The 17,237-nt window shown below is 70.9% G+C and carries 14 protein-coding genes; 1 reads left to right on the top strand and 13 read right to left on the bottom strand.

Annotated features, from left to right (window positions below; all coding sequences use genetic code 11):
* Positions 1 to 2: 2 nt before the first annotated feature.
* The 3 genes from pgi to AB0F56_RS27030 all read right to left on the bottom strand — a co-directional run bounded on the left by pgi (position 3) and on the right by AB0F56_RS27030 (position 3,903).
* A complete protein-coding gene (gene pgi, locus AB0F56_RS27040; RefSeq protein ID WP_362014166.1) occupies positions 3 to 1,661 on the bottom strand; it encodes a glucose-6-phosphate isomerase in 1,659 nt (552 codons plus the stop codon).
* A gap of 91 nt (positions 1,662 to 1,752) precedes the next feature.
* The gene (locus AB0F56_RS27035) at positions 1,753 to 2,517 is read right to left on the bottom strand and encodes an SIS domain-containing protein (RefSeq protein WP_362014072.1); all 765 of its coding nucleotides are present in this window, start codon (positions 2,515 to 2,517) and stop codon (positions 1,753 to 1,755) included.
* Between the two features lie 462 nt (positions 2,518 to 2,979).
* Positions 2,980 to 3,903: a BadF/BadG/BcrA/BcrD ATPase family protein gene (locus tag AB0F56_RS27030; protein WP_362014070.1), complete on the bottom strand. Its 924-nt coding sequence runs from the start codon at positions 3,901 to 3,903 to the stop codon at positions 2,980 to 2,982.
* Between the two features lie 79 nt (positions 3,904 to 3,982).
* On the opposite strand from AB0F56_RS27030, the gene AB0F56_RS27025 reads away from it, so the two are divergent.
* Positions 3,983 to 4,831, top strand: coding sequence for a MurR/RpiR family transcriptional regulator (locus AB0F56_RS27025; protein ID WP_362014069.1), 849 nt, complete (start codon positions 3,983 to 3,985; stop codon positions 4,829 to 4,831).
* Positions 4,832 to 4,986: 155 nt separating this feature from the next.
* On the opposite strand, the gene AB0F56_RS27020 is transcribed toward AB0F56_RS27025, so the two are convergent.
* The 10 genes from AB0F56_RS27020 to uvrC form a co-directional block, all read right to left on the bottom strand.
* Complete coding sequence (locus AB0F56_RS27020) at positions 4,987 to 5,322, bottom strand: RNA polymerase-binding protein RbpA (protein WP_003976875.1); 336 nt, start codon at positions 5,320 to 5,322, stop codon at positions 4,987 to 4,989.
* A gap of 77 nt (positions 5,323 to 5,399) precedes the next feature.
* On the bottom strand, positions 5,400 to 5,630 hold the full coding sequence (gene secG / locus AB0F56_RS27015; protein ID WP_361958470.1) for a preprotein translocase subunit SecG: 231 nt from the start codon (positions 5,628 to 5,630) through the stop codon (positions 5,400 to 5,402).
* Positions 5,631 to 5,742: 112 nt separating this feature from the next.
* Complete coding sequence (tpiA, locus tag AB0F56_RS27010) at positions 5,743 to 6,519, bottom strand: triose-phosphate isomerase (protein WP_362014067.1); 777 nt, start codon at positions 6,517 to 6,519, stop codon at positions 5,743 to 5,745.
* Positions 6,520 to 6,524: 5 nt separating this feature from the next.
* A complete protein-coding gene (locus AB0F56_RS27005) occupies positions 6,525 to 7,736 on the bottom strand; it encodes a phosphoglycerate kinase (RefSeq protein WP_362014065.1) in 1,212 nt (403 codons plus the stop codon).
* Between the two features lie 111 nt (positions 7,737 to 7,847).
* Positions 7,848 to 8,858, bottom strand: a complete 1,011-nt coding sequence (gene gap, locus AB0F56_RS27000; protein WP_362014063.1) for a type I glyceraldehyde-3-phosphate dehydrogenase — start codon at positions 8,856 to 8,858, stop codon at positions 7,848 to 7,850.
* A gap of 227 nt (positions 8,859 to 9,085) precedes the next feature.
* On the bottom strand, positions 9,086 to 12,040 hold the full coding sequence (locus AB0F56_RS26995) for a M14 family zinc carboxypeptidase (RefSeq protein WP_362014061.1): 2,955 nt from the start codon (positions 12,038 to 12,040) through the stop codon (positions 9,086 to 9,088).
* 152 nt (positions 12,041 to 12,192) lie between these two features.
* Positions 12,193 to 13,182, bottom strand: coding sequence for a DNA-binding protein WhiA (whiA, locus tag AB0F56_RS26990; protein ID WP_352186290.1), 990 nt, complete (start codon positions 13,180 to 13,182; stop codon positions 12,193 to 12,195).
* Positions 13,173 to 14,195: a uridine diphosphate-N-acetylglucosamine-binding protein YvcK gene (gene yvcK, locus AB0F56_RS26985; RefSeq protein WP_362014060.1), complete on the bottom strand. Its 1,023-nt coding sequence runs from the start codon at positions 14,193 to 14,195 to the stop codon at positions 13,173 to 13,175. The genes whiA and yvcK overlap by 10 nt, the downstream gene beginning before the upstream one ends.
* Entirely contained in the window at positions 14,192 to 15,169 is a 978-nt protein-coding gene (rapZ, locus tag AB0F56_RS26980) for an RNase adapter RapZ (RefSeq protein ID WP_362014059.1), read from the bottom strand. The genes yvcK and rapZ overlap by 4 nt, the downstream gene beginning before the upstream one ends.
* Positions 15,166 to 17,205: an excinuclease ABC subunit UvrC gene (gene uvrC, locus AB0F56_RS26975; protein WP_362014057.1), complete on the bottom strand. Its 2,040-nt coding sequence runs from the start codon at positions 17,203 to 17,205 to the stop codon at positions 15,166 to 15,168. Before uvrC ends, rapZ begins: the two co-directional genes overlap by 4 nt.
* Between the last annotated feature and the right edge of the window lie 32 nt (positions 17,206 to 17,237).

Below are 17,237 nucleotides of genomic sequence, written 5' to 3'. Positions count from 1 at the left end.
TTCTACCTCCCGCGCAGCGACCGGTAGTGGGCGACGAGCCCGGCGGTGGACGGGTCGAGATGCTCCCCGCTCTCGACCACGCCGTCGGTGAGAACGGGCTCGATCCTCTTGGCGAGGACCTTGCCCAGCTCGACGCCCCACTGGTCGAAGGAGTCGATGTTCCAGATCGCGCCCTGGACGAACACCTTGTGCTCGTAGAGCGCGACGAGCTGGCCGAGGACGAAGGGGGTGAGTTCCTTGGAGAGGATCGTCGTCGTGGGGTGGTTGCCCTGGAAGGTCTTGTGCGGGACGAGCTCCTCGGCGACGCCCTCGGCCCGTACCTCCTCGGCGGTCTTGCCGAAGGCGAGGGCCTGGGTCTGGGCGAAGAAGTTGGCCATCAGCAGGTCGTGCTGGGCGACCAGGCCGGGGAGCAGGTCGGCGACGGGCTCGGCGAAGCCGATGAAGTCGGCCGGGATGAGCTTGGTGCCCTGGTGGATCAACTGGTAGTACGCGTGCTGGCCGTTGGTGCCGGGCGTGCCCCAGACCACCGGTCCGGTCTGCCAGTCGACGGGGTTGCCGTCGCGGTCGACGGACTTGCCGTTGGACTCCATGTCGAGCTGCTGGAGGTAGGCCGTGAACTTCGACAAGTAGTGCGAGTACGGCAGGACGGCGTGCGACTGGGCGTCGAAGAAGCCGCCGTACCAGACGCCGAGGAGGCCGAGGAGCAGCGGCGCGTTCTCGGCGGGCGGGGCGGTACGGAAGTGCTCGTCGACGAGGTGGAAGCCGTCGAGCATCTCGCGGAAGCGCTCCGGGCCGATGGCGATCATCAGGGAGAGCCCGATGGCGGAGTCGTACGAGTACCGTCCGCCGACCCAGTCCCAGAACTCGAACATGTTGCCGGTGTCGATGCCGAAGTCCTGGACCTTCTCGGCGTTGGTCGACAGGGCGACGAAGTGCTTGGCGACGGCGTCCTGACCGGCGTTCAGCCCGGTGAGGAGCCAGTCGCGGGCAGAAGTGGCGTTGGTGACCGTCTCGATGGTGGTGAAGGTCTTGGAGGCGACGACGAAGAGCGTCTCGGCCGGGTCGAGGTCGCGGACGGCCTCGTGGAGGTCGGCGCCGTCGACGTTGGAGACGAAACGGAGCGTCAGGTCGCGCTGGGTGTAGGAGCGCAGGACCTCGTAGGCCATGGCGGGTCCGAGGTCGGAGCCGCCGATGCCGATGTTCACGATGTTCTTGATGGGCTTGCCGGTGTGACCGACCCACTCGCCGGCGCGGACCTTCTCGGCGAAGGCCCCCATCTTGTCGAGGACGGCGTGGACGGCCGGGACGACGTTCTCGCCGTCGACCTCGACGACGGCGTCGCGCGGCGCGCGCAGCGCGGTGTGCAGGACCGCGCGGTCCTCGGTGGTGTTGATCTTCTCGCCACGGAACATGGCGTCGCGCAGCTCGGCGACGCCGGTCGCGACGGCCAGCTCGCGCAGGAGCGCCAGGGTCTCGTCGGTGACGAGGTTCTTGGAGTAGTCCAGATACAGATCGCCGACGCGCAGCGTGTACGCGGTGCCGCGGTCCGGGTCGGCGGCGAACAGCTCGCGCAGATGGGTGTCGCCCAACTGCTCGCGGTGCTTGCCGAGGGCGGCCCACTCCGGCGTCCGGTTGAGCCTCGTACGTCCTTCTGCGTTCATCTCGGACATCGCCTACTTCTTCTCTTCCTGCCTGCTTGCCCCGCTGCGACTCCAACCTAGTTGATCGTGAGGGCGGAAGGCGCGCGGCGACTCAGTGACCGCCGCGATGCAGCCGGCCTGCGTAGCGGGCCTCCAGAACCGCGTTGCGCTCGTGCCCGCCGGGAATGTTGGCGGAGACGTACACGGGCGGTTCGTACCCTTCGGCGAGGAGCAGGGCGACGGCCTCGGCAACAACCATCTGCACGAGAAGAGAGGACGTGAGGGTCGACACCCCACAGAGCGCACCGCCGTCCGGGAGGGGCAGCACGGCGTCACCGGTGGGGGCGCCGTTGTCGAGCACGACGTCCGCGAGATCGGCGAGCCGCTTGCCGCTCGCGTGGAGGGCGGGGACGGCGTGGGTGTGCTCGAGCGAGGTGAGCGCGACGAGCGGATGCCCGGCACCGGTCACTTTGAGACCCAGCTCGACGACGGCGTTGTTGACACCGGAGTTGGAGATGATGACGAACAGATCCTGCGGACGGGGCGTGGCAAGGGCGTAGAGCCGCTCGGCGAGTCCGGGCGACCGCTCCAGCAGAGGATCGGCGAGCACGCCCGGCTCCTCACCACCCCGCAGCACAAGATCGGCGAGCGAGATCCGACTGGTGGGCACCAACCCCCCGGCCCGCCCGGCGACCTCGAGCGCCGCGGCCTGCGAGTGCCCGGTCCCGAAGGCATGGATCACCCCGTCCCCGGCCACACACTCGGCAAACAGCCGCGCGGCCGCCCGAACGGAGTCCTTGTTGCCCTCGACGACCTGCTCGAAGGCGTGACGGGCATGCTCCACGAACAGGTCGGCACCGAGGGCGGGTTGGGACATGGCGAGACCTCCATTGGCTCGATGAGCCGAGGATCGGACGAAAGAGTCGGTTCAATGAACCAGCCCGAGGCACCACGGTCAAGGGCCCGCGGCCCGGGACCCGAGGCGACGGGTCCCCGGAGGGGCCCAGCCGGGCCCCGGACAGGGTTTCCCCGCTCCCCCTCCGCGGCGCGAAGCGGCCGCGGCCCGCAGCCGGGGCGCAGCCCCGCAGCACCACCCCCTGCCCCCGGCAGGGCCTCCCTCAGGCCCCACCCACTACCTCCGCGCACGGAGGAGCCGCCAAGAGGAGGCCAGGCGCGTAACCCCACACCAACCAGCCGCCCTGCGGCAGGGCCTGCCCCTGGCACCACCACCGCGCCGCGAAGCGGCCGCGGAGTGGGGGCCGGGGTGCAGCCCCGCAGCAACCAACCCCCAGCCCCCGGCAGGGTTTCGGGAAGGGATGGGGTGGGGGAAGCTTCGTCGTTACGCCGGCAGCCGTGCCAGGGCCACCGCGCCCGTCACGCCGTCCGGGACCGGCGCCGGGGTCAGGCCCCAGGGGGCGACCCTGGTCGCGAGGCGGGGTAGGAGGGGGCCGGTGGGGCCCAGGAGGCCGCCTGTGACGATCAACGGCTCGGGCGGGCGGGGCGCCAGGGCTCGTACCGTCGCGGCCAGTTCGTCCGCCGCGCGGTCCAGGAGCGTGCCGGCCACCTCGTCCCCGGCCCGAGCCGCGTCCACCACCAGGGGGCTGAGCGCCGCCAGGCGGACCGGGTGGGCGCCGAAGCCGTACCCCACGACGGCCTCCTTGGTCAGGCCCCCGCACACCTCCCCCACGGGCCCCGCGAGCGTCGTGGCCGCGCCGCGGCCGTCCAGGGCGCGCAGGACCGCCCGGAGCGCCTCGCGCCCCAGCCAGAAGCCGCTGCCGGCGTCGCCCAGCAGCCAGCCGTCGCCGTCCACGGCACGGACCGTCCTGCGCCGCTCCACACGCGCGGCGGTCGCCCCCGTGCCCGCGATCAGCACGAGCCCGTCCGCCGGAACGCCCGGCCCCGCCGCGAAGGCGATGTCCGCGTCCCCGAGGACCTCGACCCGCGCACCCGAAGAAACGCCCGCCCCGCCCAGCGCCTCCAGCAGCGCGGTGCGCGCGTTCTCCAGGCCGCCGCCCTGGCCGCCGCCCGCGAAGCCGGCCACCACGGAGACGACCGCGCCCGCCCGCTCCGGAGGCACGGCGTCCCGCAGGGCGCGCGCCAGGTTCCGTACGAGAGCGTCGGGCGGGACGCTCAACGCGTTCCCCGGGCCGCCCGCCCCCTCCGCCACCACCCCGCCCGTCGCCGCGTCCGCGAGCCGCGCCCTGATCCGCGTACCCCCGGCGTCGATCCCGAGCACGCACTCCTGAATCCCTGATTCGTTCATCAGGCCGCATGGTGGTTGATAGATTCACGGCTCGACAAGCCCCCGTGCCCGAGAGGGCGGCCAGGAGGGAACACCCGCCGTGATCACCGCTCTCATCCGCGCCGAACTGCCGCGCATGTCCGGTTCCCTGCGCAGAGTCGGCGCCTGGGTCCTCGACGACCCGGGCCGGGTGACCGGCGTCTCGGCGGCCGAGCTGGGCCGCCGTACCGGTACGTCCCAGGCCACCGTGACCCGCTTCTGCCGCGCTCTCGGCCTCGGCTCGTACCAGGAACTCCTGCTGGCCCTCGCCGAGGAGCGGGGCGAGAGCGAACGCACCGGCGAGGCCCGCCCCCTCGGCCCCGACATCGGCCCCGAAGACCCGCTCGACCAGGTCGTCGCCGCCGTCGCGCAGGCCGATCTGCTCGCCCTGCGCCGGACGGCCGAGCAGCTGGACCTCGACGCCCTGGAGCGGGCCGCGCGGATCCTGGCCAAGGCCCGCCGGATCGACGTCTACGGCGTCGGCGCCTCCGGCATGGTCGCCCAGGAGACCCAGGCCCGGCTCTTCAGCATCGGCTGCGACGCCCGCGGCTGGACGGAGGTGCACGCGGCGGAGACCTCGGCGGCGCTGCTCACGCCCGCGGACGCGGTCGTGGCCCTCTCCCACTCCGGCGCCACCCGCGAGGTCCTCTCCCCGCTGCGGCTCGCCGCCGAACGGGGCGCGCGCACGGTCGCGGTGACCGGCGACCCCCGCTCCCCCGTCGCCCGCGCCGCCTCGCTCCATCTGACGTCGACCTCGGCCGAGACCAGCTTCCGGCGCGGCGGGTTCGGGACGCGCCACTCGGTGCTGCTGATCCTGGACTGCCTCTACGCGCGCGTGGCGCAGCTGACGTACGAGCGGGCGACCGCCGCGATGGCGCTCACCGCGCACATTCCCGGCAACCACCGGTAGGACAAGCACCGATAGGACAAACAACAACCGGTAGGACAATCGCCAGCAGGACAACCACCCACAAAAGCGGACCCACACACGCGAAACGGGCCCCGCTCGCGAACCAGTCGCGAGCAGAGCCCGTCTCGTCACACTGTCACACCACGCTCAGATGCTCAGATCTCGCCGCGCAGCTTCGCGAGCGCCTCCGCGAGGATCGCCTCGCCGTCCGCGTCGCTGCGCCGCTCCCGTACGTACGCGAGGTGCGTCTTGTACGGCTCGGTGCGCGGCGGGTCCGGGGGGTTGTCCCGGTCCTGACCGGCCGGGAAGCCGCAACGCGGGCAGTCCCACGTCTCCGGAACCTGTGCGTCACTGGCGAAGCTCGGCTGCGTCTCGTGCCCGTTCGAGCACCAGAAGGAGATGCGGAGGCGCGGTGCCGACTCGCCCCGCTCGGCCTCCCCCATCGGCCCCGCTCCGACCCGGCTTCCCCGGATCGCGTTGCCACTTGCCACGGTCGTAACTCCCTGCGTGATGGTGCTCGAAGATGCCCCAGTCTACGTAAGGCCCAACGCGCGTCCAGTGATTGGAGTTACACGTCCAACTTCATCAGAAGCGCAAGCACGACAATGCAGGCGAACCACATCAGGCCGACAACGACCGTGATCCGGTCCAGGTTGCGCTCGGCGACCGAGGAGCCACCCACGGACGACTGCATGCCACCGCCGAACATGTCGGAGAGGCCGCCGCCCTTCCCCTTGTGCATCAGCACGAGCAGCATCAGCAGCGCGCTGAAGACGATCAGGGCGATCGAGAACCCCATAACCACGGCTGGACCAACTTCCTCGGACTTATACGGACGGGGGTCGGGCAGGTCCTGCCCGACCCCCGCAAGGGTACGACGGATCGTCGCTACCGCCTACTCACCGTTCGCTTCACTGGTCGCGGAAGCGGACGATCTTGACGAACTCCTCGGAGTCCAGCGCCGCGCCGCCCACCAGGGCGCCGTCGACATCGGGCTGCGCCATGATCGCGGCCACGTTGCCGGCCTTGACCGAGCCGCCGTACTGGATGCGGACCTTGTCGGCCAGCTCCTGCGAGTACAGCTCCGCGAGACGGCCGCGGATCGCCCCGCAGACCTCCTGCGCGTCCTCGGGGGTGGCGACCTCGCCGGTGCCGATGGCCCACACCGGCTCGTACGCGATCACGATCGACTCGGCCTGCTCGGCCGGCAGGTCCTTCAGACCGCCGTCGAGCTGGGCGAGGGTGTACGCGACCTGGTTGCCCGCCTTGCGGATGTCCAGGCCCTCGCCGACGCAGAGGATCGGGGTGATCCCGTGCTTGTACGCGGCCTTGACCTTGGCGTTGCAGATCTCGTCCGTCTCGGCGTGGTACTGCCGGCGCTCGGAGTGGCCCACGGCGACGTAGGCGCACTTCAGCTTGGACAACATCGCGCCCGAGATCTCACCGGTGTACGCACCGGAGTCGTGCGCCGAGATGTCCTGGGCGCCGTACTTGATCTTGAGCTTGTCGCCGTCGACCAGGGTCTGGACGGACCGCAGGTCCGTGAAGGGCGGCAGGACCGCGACCTCGACGGCGTCGTAGTCCTTGTCGGTCAGCGCGAAGGCGAGCTTCTGGACGTGGGCGATGGCCTCCAGGTGGTTGAGGTTCATCTTCCAGTTGCCCGCCATCAGCGGGGTACGCGTGCTCAAGGTGTTCAGTCCTCCAGTGCGGCGAGGCCGGGGAGCGTCTTGCCCTCGAGGTATTCGAGGGAGGCGCCGCCACCGGTCGAGATGTGGCCGAAGGCATTCTCGTCGAAGCCCAGGGTGCGGACGGCAGCGGCCGAGTCGCCACCGCCGACGACGGTGAAGGCGCTGCTGTCGACGAGGGCCTGCGCGACGGCGCGGGTGCCTTCGGCGTAGTCGGGGTGCTCGAAGACGCCCACGGGACCGTTCCAGAAGACGGTCTCTGCGTCGGCGATCTTCGAGGCGTACAGCTCACGGGTCTTCGGGCCGATGTCGAGGCCCTCCTTGTCGGAGGGGATCGCGTCGGCGGCGACGGTCTCGAAGACGGCCGGGGCCTTCGTCTTCAGGTCCGGGAAGTCCGTGGAGACGAGCACGTCGACGGGGAGCACGAGCTCCACGCCGTTCTTCTCGGCGCGCTCCATGTACTCGGTCACGGTCGGGATCTGGTCCTCCTGGAGGAGGGAGATGCCGACCTCGTGGCCCTGGGCCTTGAGGAAGGTGTAGGCCATGCCGCCGCCGATGAGGAGGCGGTCGGCCTTGCCGAGCAGCTCGTCGATGACGGCGAGCTTGTCGGAGACCTTGGCGCCGCCGAGCACGACCACGTAGGGGCGCTTGACGTCGGCGGTCAGCTTCTTCAGGACGCCGACCTCGGTGGCGATGAGGTAGCCGGCGGCGTGCGGCAGCAGGGCCGGGAGGTCGAAGACCGAGGCGTGCTTGCGGTGGACGGCGCCGAAGCCGTCGCCGACGTAGAGGTCGGCGAGCCCGGCCAGCTGCTGGGCGAACGCCTTGCGCTCGGCGTCGTCCTTGGCCGTCTCGCCCGCGTTGAAGCGCAGGTTCTCGATCACGGCCACCTGGCCGTCGGCGAGGCCCGCGACGGTCGCCTGGGCGGACTCGCCGACGGTGTCGGTCGCGAAGGCCACGTCGGCGGCGAGGAGTTCACCGAGGCGCGCGGCGGCCGGGGCGAGGGAGAACGCCGGGTCCGGGGCGCCCTTGGGGCGGCCCAGGTGCGAGGCGACCACGACGCGGGCGCCGGCCTCGGCGAGCGCCTTGACCGTGGGGAGGACGGCGCGGATCCGGCCGTCGTCGGTGATGGCCGTGCCGGCCAGCGGCACGTTGAGGTCGGCGCGGACGAATACCCGCTTGCCGGCGACGCCTTCGGCGAGAAGCTCGTCGATCGTCTTCATCTTCTACTGGACTCCTTGGAACGCGGTGAAGCACACGGCACAGGGCTCGGACAGCGCATCCTTGCGCTGTCCGAGCCCTGTGCTCACATCGAGGTGCCTACGTCTGGAATATCAGAGCTGGTTTCCGACGAAGACGGTGAGGTCGACGAGACGGTTGGAGTAGCCCCACTCGTTGTCGTACCAGCCGAGGATCTTGACCGACTTGCCCTCCTGGACCATGGTCAGGGAGGAGTCGAAGGTGCAGGACGCCGGGTCGCTGACGATGTCCGAGGACACGATCGGGTCCTCGGTGTAGTACAGGATGCCCTTGAGGTCGCCGTCCTCGGAGGCCTTCTTGAACGCGGCGTTGACCTCGTCCTTGGTGACCTCGCGCTGCAGCTCCACGACCAGGTCGGTGGCCGAACCGGTGGGGACCGGGACGCGCATGGCGATGCCGTCCAGCTTGCCCTTGAGCTGCGGCAGGACCAACGCGGTGGCCTTCGCGGCACCGGTCGTGGTCGGGATGATGTTCTCCGCGGCGGCGCGGGCGCGGCGCAGGTCGGAGTGCGGGAAGTCCAGGATGCGCTGGTCGTTGGTGTACGCGTGGACCGTCGTCATGAGGCCCTTGACGATGCCGAAGTTCTCGTCGAGGACCTTGGCCATCGGCGCCACACAGTTGGTGGTGCAGGAGGCGTTGGAGATGACGTGGTGCTGCGCCGGGTCGTACTTCTCCTGGTTGACACCCATGACGATGGTGATGTCCTCGTCCTTGGCCGGAGCCGAGATGAGGACCTTCTTCGCGCCACCGGCGATGTGCTTCTCGGCGTCGGCCTTCTTCGTGAAGATGCCGGTCGACTCGATGACGATGTCGACGCCCAGCTCGCCCCAGGGGATGTCGGCCGGGTTGCGCTCGGAGAGCACCTTGATGGTGTGCCCGTCGACGGTGATGGTGTCCGCCGTGTGGGTGACCTCGGCCTTGAGGCGTCCCAGGATCGTGTCGTACTTCAGCAGATGAGCGGTGGTCGCGGTGTCACCCAGGTCGTTGACAGCCACGATCTCGATGTCGGCACCCTGCTCGAGCAGCGCGCGGAAGTAGTTGCGACCGATGCGGCCAAAGCCGTTGATGCCTACGCGGATCGTCACGAACCGATCTCCTCGTGAGAGTACGCCGGGTTTCGACGCCGGCGAGATTCTTTTTTAGGGATGTCCCCGACCGCTTACGACCCTACCTCTCCCATCGGCTCAGAGTGACATCGTGTGCGGCAGGAAAGGCCCGGGATCGCACCGTGGCCCGTTATTACCGACGGGTTCGGGCCACGATGCGGTTTTCGTCCCGATCACTGACTGTGATCAAAGGTGCGGGCGGCCGCTCAGCCGTGCACGGCTGCGAGCGCCTTGCGGATCACCCTGCTGCGGTCGGTCGCGCTCGGCACGTGTTCGAGCCCGAAACCGAGCAGTGCGGTGTCACGGGTGGTGACGGCGGCCTGGGAGTGGAAGAGCCCCGCGGAGCGGGTCCAGTCGGCCGCGTTCCCCGGGCTGCCGGCCGGCGGACCCGGTACGGACCACGCGCCGAGCGCGGTCTCGAAGCCCTCGCTCTGGCCCGGGGTGCCACGGACGACGAGCGCGGTGTCGTCGACGAAGGCGCCCATCTCCCCGGTGCCGGGGTCGGAGATGTACGAGATCGACAGCTCGACCTGCTTGCCCGCGTAGGCGCTCAGGTCGACCGAGGCCTGCCGCCAGCCGTTGGAGGGGCCGGTGAAGGCGTTCCAGGAGCCGGTGGTGCCGGTGGTGGCGCAGCCGTCCTCGCCGACGGTCAGGTAGCGGGCGAGGAAGGGGTGGCCCTGGACGTAGTAGCCCTCGCCGCAGTCGGCCGGGGCGGCGGTGGAGGTGCCGCCGTTGGCGTCGGGCAGCGTGGTCCAGTCGTCCTGGCCCACCGTGTGGGCCTCGACGACGAGGTTGTCGTAGCCGGGCTCGGTGTCGTAACTGACCTGGAAGCGCAGGCTGGGGCTGTCGGCCGCGGTGACGCCGGTGAGGTCGACGGTGCGGCTGAGCCGGGCCCAGGTGTCGTCGGCGTGCCGGACGGCGGCGAACTGCGTGCCCTCGTACGGCTCGAAGGGGGTGCGGACGCCCGGGTAGTCGCCGGCGGACCGAGCGCTGCCGAACTGCGGGAACTGGCGCGGCGCAAGGGTGTCCGAGGTGACGGTGAACGCGCCGGCGTTGTCCAGCGGGTTGCCGGCCGCGCCGCCGAGACCGGCGGTGACGCCGGCGAAGCCGCCGGACCCGCCGAAGGAGGTCGGGCCGTTGAGCCCGGCCCGGTGGTAGGCGCCGAGGTAGTACTGGGCGAAGTCGTTGGAGGTGGCCCGGCCGATGTCGACGAGACCGCCGGACTTCTCACCGGCATTGACCAGCTTGCCGCCCTCGTTGAGGTACTCGCGGACGGCCAGCATGACGGGCCCGGAGGGGGCTTCGGCGCCGGTGTACCAGACGACGGTACGGAAGTGGCTCAGGACGCCCAGCGGGTCGGGTACGCCCTGGGTGGCGACGTCCCAGACGGCGGCCTTGCGACCGTTGTCGGCGAGCGCCTTCACATAGGCGGCGGTGTGCTGCGCGGCGGCCGTGCCGCCCTCCTCGGCGAGCACGAGGACGTCCCCGCGGGGCCGCTCGGCCACGGTGTACGTGAACGGGGTGGAGGCGGTCGCCCGGCCCTCGCGGGTGCGGGCGGTGAACCAGACCTGGACGGTGTCGCCCGGTTCGGCGTCCTCGACCTCGGCGCGGTACTGGTCGAAGTAGAGGTTGTCCTCGCCGCCGTAGGTCTCGCCGCCCCGCCAGGCGTCCAGGCGTTCGGTGTGCGTACGGCCGCCGTTGATCCGGTACTTCAGCTCCTTGCCGCGCAGCGACTTGCGGGCGGTCACGGAGACCTCCTGGTCGCCGCCGCGGGCGTAGGAGGTGGTGAAGGCGGCCGGGGTGAAGTCGGGGGCGTCGAGGCCGGTGACGGAGACGGGCCGGTCCGGGTGGGCGGCGGTCTCGGCGACGGCGAGCGCGAACGGCACGTTCTTGGCGAACTCGGCCTGGATCAGTTTCTCGTCGTCCGGGAAGGTGAAGACGGAGGCGCAGTCGGCGGGCTCCCAGGCGTCGTTCGGGTCGATGCGGGAGACGGTGGCGCAGGTCGACATCTCCGGGGTGAACATCTGCATGCCGTTGACGTTCGCCGCGTGTCCGTCGGCCTCGCCGTTCGTGGTGTACAGCTCGGAGGAGACCTGCGGCCGGTAGCCGGGGACCGCGGACTTCTCCGGGGTGCCGGCGAGGGACTTGAGGGCCACGTCGTCCGGGGTGTCGGTGGCGACCTGCCAGCCGACTCCGTAGAGCAGCAGCTGGGCGGCGGAGTGGTAGTTGATGCCGTACTGGAAGCCGATGCGTTTCTGGAAGGCGTCGAGCGCCTTGGTCTCGGGCTCGGACATCGGCCCGGTGCCGCGGAAGGTCTCGTCGGCCGGGTCGGGGGACGAACCCTCGTTGTCGTAGCCCCACTTGTAGGAGAAGTTACGGTTGAGGTCGACGCCGTCGCCGGGGCCGACGCGGCCGTCGCCGTTGTTGTCGCGGAGGTTCTTGCGCCACTGGCGGTTGGCGGGGTCGGCGTGGGTGAAGTCGTAGCCGTCCGGGTTGGCGGAGAGCACGAACCACAGCTCGGTGGAGTCGACGATCCTGGTGACCCGCGGGTCCGTGCCGTAGCCGTCGAGGTAGTGGTGCATCAGCCGCCGGGTCATCTCCGGGGTGATCCACTCACGGGCGTGCTGATTGGACAGGTACAGGGTCGCGGGCTTCGAGCCGTCCCTGACCTTCTTGGCGCCCTTGGTGACCTTCAGGGCGAGGATGTCCTGGCCGTTCACGGACTTGCCGATGGAGACGAGCTTGGTGACGTCCGGATGGGCCTGGGCGGTGGCGAGGATCTCCTCCTTGAGCCCGCCCTTCCCGCTGTACGGGCGGAAGACGCCGTCCCCGGCGCCCGCGACCCGCTTCTCGGCCTGGGCGGAGAGGGTGTGCTCGGTGAGTTCGACACCCTGGCCGCGCAGCTGCCCGGCCTGCTTGTCCGTCAGGTGGAGCTCGACGGTGGCGGAGCCCTTCTCCGGCACCTGCTCGGTCAGCTCGTGACCGTCGGTGCCCGCTTCGAGGAGGAGCGGCACCTGTTCCTTGGTGACCTTCGCCCGCCATACGGAGAGGGCGTCGCCGCCGCCCGCGTCCTGAGGTTCCGCTCCGGCGACGGGTGCCGCCACGAGCCCCGCGATCAGCAGCGAACCCGCCGCGAGGACCGCTCTCGCTCTGCGCCTCATAAGCCCCCCTTGCTGTTGTCTGCCACGAAAGAGAACAGACGCCAGGCTGATCACCATTCATGATCATGTCAAGGGTGCCATGCGCGCCGAACGAGTGCTGCCGGTGCCTCAGAAAGGCACCGGCAGCGACGAGTTGATGAGTTGAGACGGCGTCAGCCGACGAGGCTGTCGTCCAGCTCCTCCGTCAGGCTCGACTCCGTCCCGGGGATGCCGAGGTCCTGCGCCCGCTTGTCCGCCATCGCGAGCAGACGGCGGATCCGGCCGGCGACCGCGTCCTTGGTCAGCGGCGGCTCGGCGAGCGCGCCCAGCTCCTCCAGGGAGGCCTGCTTGTGCTCCATGCGCAGCCGGCCCGCGGCCGCGAGGTGCTCGGGCACCTCCTCGCCGAGGATCTCCAGGGCCCGCTGCACCCGGGCGCCCGCGGCGACCGCCGCGCGCGCCGAGCGGCGCAGGTTGGCGTCGTCGAAGTTGGCCAGCCGGTTCGCCGTGGCCCGGACCTCGCGGCGCATCCGCCGCTCCTCCCAGGCCAGCACCGACTCGTGCGCACCGAGGCGGGTCAGCAGGGCGCCGATCGCGTCACCGTCGCGGACGACCACCCGGTCCACGCCCCGTACCTCACGGGCCTTCGCGGCGATGCTCAGCCTGCGCGCCGCGCCCACCAGGGCGAGCGCGGCCTCCGGGCCGGGGCAGGTCACCTCCAGGGAGGAGGAGCGCCCGGGCTCGGTGAGCGAGCCGTGCGCCAGGAACGCGCCGCGCCAGGCCGCCTCCGCGTCACAGGTGGCGCCCGAGACGACCTGCGGGGGCAGCCCGCGGATCGGGCGGCCCCGGCCGTCGACCAGGCCGGTCTGCCGGGCCAGCTGGTCGCCGCCCGCCACCACCCGTACGACGAAGCGGGAGCCTCGACGCAGCCCGCCGGGGGCCATCACGATCAGCTCCGAGCTGTGCCCGAAGATCTCCAGGATGTCCCGCTTGAGGCGCCGTGCCGCCATCGCGGTGTCCAGCTCCGCCTCGATCACGATCCGCCCGCTCACCAGGTGCAGACCGCCCGCGAACCGCAGGATCGACGAGACCTCTGCCTTCCTGCAGCAGGTCCGGGTGACGGGAAGCCGGGAGATCTCGTCCTTCACCGCTGCCGTCATCGCCATGGGCCGATCCTTCCATGCATCCGAAAAATACGGTCGTACGCGGCGGCCAACAGCTCCGGATCATGCTTCGGGAGACCGTCGGCACGGGCCACCGGCGCCAGCTCGACCGCGGCGCCGAGCCGCTTGGCGGCATCGGCGAGGGACTCGCGATCGGGCACGGCGGCCTCGTCGGCCAGCACCACGTCCAGGGCGAGTTTAGGGGCGTGTCGTCCCAAAACCTCCAAATGACGCTGCGGAGAGAACCCCTCGGTTTCTCCCGGTTGCGGCGCGAGGTTCAGCGAGAGGACCTTGCGGGCCTTGGTCTCGGTCAGCGCGTCCAGCAGCTCGGGCACGAGCAGGTGCGGGATCACCGAGGAGAACCAGGAGCCCGGGCCGAGCACCACCCAGTCCGCGTCCCGGACGGCGGCGACCGCCTCCGGCACGGCCGGCGGGTCGTTCGGGACGAGGTGCACCGACTGCACGTCCCCGGGCGTGAGCGCCACCGTGGCCTGGCCGCGGACCGTGTCCACGTCGTCCGGGCGCGCCGGGTCGTGCCCCCTGACCAGAGCCTGGAGCTCCAGCGGGACGGCGGACATCGGCAGCACCCGGCCCTGCGCCCCGAGCAGCTTGCCGACCAGGTCGAGGGCGAGCACATGGTCGCCGAGCTGCTCCCAGAGCGCGACGATCAGCAGATTGCCGACCGCGTGCTCGTGCAGGTCGCCCTTGGACTGGAAGCGGTGCTGGATGACCCGGGACCAGGTCTGGCCCCAGTCGTCGTCCCCGCAGAGCGCGGCGAGCGCCTTGCGCAGGTCGCCGGGGGGCAGCACGCCCAGCTCCTCCCGGAGCCGGCCGCTGGAGCCACCGTCGTCGGCGACCGTGACCACGGCGGTCAGGTCGCCGGTGATCCGGCGCAGCGAGGCGAGGGAGGCCGACAGGCCCATGCCCCCGCCCAGCGCGACGACCTTGGGCTGGGCGCCGCGCCTGCGGAGCGTACGGACCGGAAGGGTGGACGTACGCCGGCGGTACGGCTTCACTCGCGCCCCATGTCCCGGTGGACGACGACGGTCTCGACCCCTTCCGAAGCGAGGCGGGCGGCGAGCTTCTCGGACGTGGCGACGGAGCGGTGCTTGCCACCCGTGCAGCCGACGGCGATGGTCACGTACCGCTTGCCCTCGCGGCGGTAGCCCGCGGCGATCAGCTGGAGCAGCTCGGTGTAGCGGTCGAGGAACTCCTTGGCCCCGGGCTGGTTGAAGACGTACGCCGAGACCTCCTCGTTGAGCCCGGTGAAGGGGCGCAGCTCGGGGACCCAGTGCGGGTTCGGCAGGAAGCGCATGTCGACGACGAGGTCGGCGTCGACGGGCAGCCCGTACTTGAACCCGAAGGACATGACGGTGGCCCGCAGCTCCGGCTCCTCCTCGCCGGCGAACTGGGCGTCCATCTTGGCGCGCAGCTCGTGGACGTTGAGGCTGGAGGTGTCGATCACCAGGTCGGCGTCGCCGCGCAGCTCGCGCAGCAGGTCCCGCTCGGCGGCGATGCCGTCGGTGATACGGCCGTCGCCCTGGAGCGGGTGCGGCCTGCGGACCGACTCGAACCGCCTGACCAGGGCCTCGTCGGAGGACTCCAGGAAGACGATCCGCCGGGTCACCTGCTGGGCGTCGAGGGCGGCGAGGGATTCCCGCAGGGCGTCGAAGAACTGCCGGCCGCGGACGTCGACGACGACGGCGATCCGGGCCACATTGCCCTGGGAACGGGCGCCGAGCTCCACCATGGTGGGGATCAGCGCGGGCGGCAGATTGTCGACGACGAACCAGCCGAGGTCCTCCAGGCACTTCGCCGCGGTGGACCGGCCGGCGCCGGACATGCCGGAGATGATCACCAGCTCGGGGATGGCCGCCGCGTCGGCGGTCTCACCGGCCTCCTTCGTGCCCGTACTCACGTGTCCTGCTCCGTCTTCTCGCTGCTCTTCTTGCTCTGCTTGCTGTTCGTGTCGCTGTTCGTGCTCGGTCATGCGGTGGTGCCCCCGTCGTCTTCCATGATCTCTCCTGTGGCCGTGTTCACGGCGGGTGCGGCCGGAGCCGCCTGGGCGAGAGCCACGGCCACGGCTTCGGCCGTCTTCCTGCCCATGCCGGGCACCTCGCAGATCTGCTCGATTGTCGCCTGCCGGAGCCGCTTCACCGAGCCGAAATGCTTGATCAACGCCTGTTTGCGGGTATCGCCGAGGCCCGGCACCGCGTCCAGGGGGCTGCTCCTGACCCGCTTGTTCCGCTTCGAGCGCTGGTAGCGGATGGCGAAGTCGTGAGCCGTGTCACGTACCCGCTGGAGGAGGTAGAGACCCTCGCTGGAGCGCGGCAGGACGACCGGGTCGTCGTCGCCGGGCAGCCAGACCTCCTCCAGGCGCTTGGCGAGGCCGCAGACGGCGATGTCGTCGATGCCCAGCTCGTCCAGGGCCCGCCGGGCGGCGGCGACCTGCGGCTGCCCGCCGTCGACGACGACGAGCTGGGGCGGGTACGCGAAGCGCTTGGGACGGCCGTCGTCGACGGGGACCTCGCCGGAGCCGTTCACGGCACCCGAGGGTTCCGCGGTGTCCACCGCGTCGCCGTCGGCGTCGACGGCCACGCCTTCCTGGCCCCACTCCCCCGTCTTCTCCTTCTCGGCGAGGTAGCGCTTGAAGCGGCGGCTGATCACCTCGTGCATCGAGCGGACGTCGTCCTGGCCCTCGAAGCCCTTGATCTGGAAGCGGCGGTACTCGCTCTTGCGCGGCAGCCCGTCCTCGAAGACGACCATGGACGCCACGACGTCCTGCCCCTGGAGGTGCGAGATGTCGAAGCACTCGATCCGCAGCGGCGCCGAGTCCAGGTCCAGGGCCTCGGCGATCTCCTCCAGGGCCCGGGATCGGGTGGTCAGATCGCTGGCGCGCTTGGTCTTGTGCAGCACGAGCGCCTGCTGGGCGTTGCGCGCGACCGTCTCCATCAGGTCCTTCTTGTCCCCGCGCTGCGGGACGCGGAGGGAGACCTGGGAGCCGCGGCGGCCGCTCAGCCACTGGGCGACGGCCTCGGCGTCCTCGGGCACGGCCGGGACGAGGACCTCCTTGGGGACCGCGTCGCCGCTCTCCTCTCCGTACAGCTGCTGGAGCGCGTGCTCGACGAGGCCGGCCGTCGAGACGGCCTCGACCTTGTCCGTGACCCAGCCGCGCTGGCCGCGCACCCGGCCGCCCCGGACGTGGAAGATCTGGACGGCGGCCTCCAGCTCGTCCTCGGCGAGGGCGATCAGGTCGGCGTCGGTGGCGTCGGCGAGGACGACCGCGTTCTTCTCCATGGCGCGCCGCAGCGCCCCTATGTCGTCGCGGAGCCTGGCGGCCTTCTCGTACTCCATCTCCTCGGCCGCGGCCATCATCTGCTGCTCGAGGCGGCGGATGTACGTGCCGGTGCGGCCGGCCATGAAGTCGCAGAACTCCGCGGCCAGTTCGCGGTGCTCGTCGGGGGTGACCCGGCCGACGCAGGGCGCGGAGCACTTGCCGATGTAGCCGAGGAGGCACGGACGTCCGGCGGAGGCGGCGTTGCGGAACACCCCGGCGGAGCAGGTCCGTACGGGGAAGACGCGGAGCATCAGGTCGACGGTCTCGCGGATGGCCCACGCGTGGGCGTACGGGCCGAAGTAGCGCACGCCCTTCTTCTTGTGGCCGCGCATGACCTGGACGCGCGGGAACTCCTCGTTCAGGGTCACCGCGAGGTAGGGGTAGCTCTTGTCGTCCCGGTACTTGACGTTGAACCGGGGGTCGAACTCCTTGATCCAGGAGTACTCCAGCTGGAGCGCCTCGACCTCGGTCGAGACCACGGTCCACTCGACGGAGGCGGCGGTGGTGACCATCGTGGCCGTGCGCGGGTGCAGGCTCGCGAGCGGCTGGAAGTAGTTCGCCAGCCGCTGGCGCAGGGACTTCGCCTTCCCGACGTAGATCACCCGGCGGTGCTCGTCGCGGAATTTGTAGACCCCCGGCGAGTCGGGGATCTGCCCCGGCTTGGGGCGGTAGCTGGAGGGGTCGGCCATGTTCCCCACCCTACTGGCGGGGGCCGACACTC

This window comes from Streptomyces sp. NPDC026092, from assembly GCF_040638605.1.
GTDB lineage: Bacteria > Actinomycetota > Actinomycetes > Streptomycetales > Streptomycetaceae > Streptomyces.
Note: the sequence above shows the minus strand (reverse complement) of the source record. Positions and strands in the feature narration are given on the sequence as shown.